2 protein-coding genes are annotated in these 2896 nt (G+C 59.2%); both read left to right on the forward strand.

What is annotated here, in order from left to right:
• Positions 1–327 precede the first annotated feature (327 nt).
• Positions 328–1089 carry an SDR family oxidoreductase gene (locus F8N62_RS31040; protein WP_150709543.1) on the forward strand — a complete coding sequence of 254 codons (762 nt, stop codon included), beginning with the start codon at positions 328–330 and terminating at the stop codon, positions 1087–1089.
• A gap of 359 nt (positions 1090–1448) precedes the next feature.
• On the forward strand, positions 1449–2840 hold the full coding sequence (locus tag F8N62_RS31050; RefSeq protein ID WP_150714031.1) for a PLP-dependent aminotransferase family protein: 1392 nt from the start codon (positions 1449–1451) through the stop codon (positions 2838–2840).
• The last annotated feature ends 56 nt before the right edge of the window (positions 2841–2896 follow it).

A 2896-nucleotide genomic window follows, 5' to 3' on the forward strand; every position in this document is an offset into this window, starting at 1 on the left:
CCGGTACTTCCTGATAGGTAAAGGTTTCGCGGGTTGCCGCGCCTACTGGACGTTTGGCGAGCAGGAATTGGCGATTGGTCTGGGTAGTCATGAGAGGCACTCAAGATGAATGAAGCCTTGTTGATAGACCTTCAGTGCGGATGCCGCAAGTTTGGCTGATGCGGCGAATGCAGCCTGATCCAGTGCAGTGATAGTGAGACGGGCGGTTCTATCACTACCACTCATGGGCGCTCAACCGGCCTTCTGATAGTGCTGCCGCGCCGGGGACGCCTGTGGCTAGACTGGGTCTGCGCCAACCCACTTTCTTCTATTCGAGGACACACACACATGAGCATGACGTTTTCCGGCCGGGTCGTTGTAGTCACCGGCGGCGCCAATGGCATTGGTCGCGCGACCGCCCAGGCATTCGCCGCCGAAGGGTTGAAAGTGGTAGTGGCGGACATGGACACCGCCGGTGGCGAGGGCACCGTTGCGCTGATTCGAACGGCGGGTGGCGAAGCGACCTTCGTGCGTTGCAACGTCACGCTGGAAAGCGATGTAAAAAATCTGATGGACGAAGTGGTGAATGCCTACGGCCGTCTCGACTACGCCTTTAACAACGCCGGCATCGAAATCGAGAAAGGCAAACTGGCCGACGGAACGCTCGACGAGTTCGACGCAATCATGGGCGTCAACGTCAAGGGTGTCTGGTTGTGCATGAAGTACCAGTTGCCGTTGCTGCTGGCCCAGGGCGGGGGTGCGATCGTCAATACCGCTTCGGTCGCCGGCCTCGGTGCGGCGCCGAAAATGAGTATTTATGCGGCGTCGAAACACGCGGTGATCGGCCTGACCAAATCGGCGGCCATCGAGTATGCGAAGAAAAAGATTCGGGTGAACGCGGTGTGCCCGGCGGTGATCGACACCGACATGTTCCGCCGTGCCTATGAGGCTGATCCGAAGAAAGGCGAATTCGCCAACGCGATGCACCCGGTGGGGCGTATTGGCAAAGTCGAAGAAATCGCCAGTGCGGTGTTGTATCTGTGCAGTGATGGCGCGGCGTTTACCACGGGTCATTCGTTGGCGGTGGATGGTGGGGTGACGGCGTTCTGACCCGCATTGCGCAATTGTTGGTTGCGTACATATCCGGTGAGCACCAACACAATCCCCTGTGGGAGCGAGCCTGCTCGCGAATACGGCCTCACATTCAACATTGATATCGACTGACACGCCCCCTTCGCGAGCAGGCTCGCTCCCACAGGGAGTGAGCATCTGCCCGGAATATGAGCGCGATCAAATCAGCGAAGAAAACGGATATGTACTCAACCCCCAACCCCGCCCGCATTTTTAGGCCGCCCGGCCAATGTGTTTCAAGCCGTTAGAACCACAAGTTTTGACGGCGTTGTCGCACAACCCATCCAGCAAGCCTGTGATTAACTGTTCCGGTCAAACGAACAGGAGTTTGCTTGCTCATGGAATTGAGAATCGACCGACAGGCCCTGGTGCCCGTCGTACAGCAAGTCGTTGACGCGCTAGCCTGCTGGCTGCGTCAGTGCGAAGTTTCGCCGGGGACGCGTTTGCCTTCCACCCGGCAAATTGCGCGAATCAATTTACTCAGTCAGTCCTGCGTCGTGGAAGCGTGCGAGCGACTGGTGGCGCAAGGCGTTCTGGGTGCGCGTCATGGTGCGGGTTTTTTTGTCGCCGCCCCGGCATCCGCTACTCAAGGGCAACGGGATTCACCCTGGCTCGAAGGCACGCAAGTGACACGGGGCAGTGCCTTGGGTGAGCTGAAACTGGGGGGTGGCGGGCTGCCTGAAAGCTGGCATGAAACCGATGATTTGAGTTACGCCATCCGGGAAGTCAGTCGTACCGACATGGCGGCTCTGTTCAACTACAGCACACCGCTGGGCCTGCCTGCATTGCGTCAACAAATCCGCAAGCGCTTGCAACAGCTGGACATCAACGTGGGTGAACATCGCATCATGACAACGGCGGGGGCCAGCCAGGCACTCGACCTGATCGTGCGCACGTTGCTCAAACCGGGAGATTGCGTAGTCGTCGAAAGCCCCGGTTATTCCATGCTGTTCGAGTTGTTACGATTGCAGGGTGTCACCATGATCGAAGTGCCGCGCACGCCGCGCGGGCCTGACATCGTAGTGCTGGAAGCGTTGCTGCTGAAGCACAGGCCACGAGCGCTGTTCTGCAATAGCTTCTATCACAACCCGACCGGCTGCAGCCTGACGCCAGTGGTGGCTCAGCGGATATTGCAGTTGGCAAAAACCCACGGCGTGCGGGTGATCGAGGACGACGTCTACGCGGATTTGCACAGTGGCCCCGGGGCACGGCTCGCCGCTCTGGATGTCGACGAAAACGTAATCTATGTCGGCAGTTTCTCCAAAACCCTCAGCAGTTCGTTACGGGTCGGATTCGTAGTGGCCGGCACTGACGTCATCTCGCGACTGGGGGAGGTGAAGATGATCAGCAGCATGGGCGCTTCAGGGTTTTGCGAGTCGGTGCTGGCCCGCCTGCTGGCGAGCGGTGCTTATCGCAAGCTGGTAGTGCGGCTGCGTCAGCGTTTGAACAGTGACCGAGAGGCCGCGTTGCAGGTGCTGGAAGATGCTGGCTGGGAGGTCTTCGGCAAGCCCGTCGGTGGACTGTTCATCTGGGCGCGATCGCGCAAGTCCGACTCCGCCTATGTGCGGACCCAGGCTCATTACTTCGGTGTCCTGCTGTCTTGCGCGACGGCATTCAGTCCCGCCAGCGAGGCCAGTGACTGGCAGCGGATCAATGTGGCCTGTGCCTGTGATCCGCGAGCCCGGGCGTTCTTTCAGGCCACCGCTGCGGATCGACCTCAATCGTTCTGAAAACGACGTTGGCGTAGCTTTTTGCCATTATTCCGACGCCAGAGACTTGTGCTGGC

It is taken from the genome of Pseudomonas fluorescens (genome assembly GCF_902497785.1).
Lineage (GTDB): Bacteria > Pseudomonadota > Gammaproteobacteria > Pseudomonadales > Pseudomonadaceae > Aquipseudomonas > Aquipseudomonas fluorescens_BO.

Excerpts from the sequence above, each read along its gene's own strand:
- F8N62_RS31040 (WP_150709543.1), top strand. The coding sequence starts at position 328 with ATGAGCATGACGTTTTCCGGCCGGGTCGTTGTAGTCACCGGCGGCGCC.
- F8N62_RS31050 (WP_150714031.1), top strand. The coding sequence starts at position 1,449 with ATGGAATTGAGAATCGACCGACAGGCCCTGGTGCCCGTCGTACAGCAA.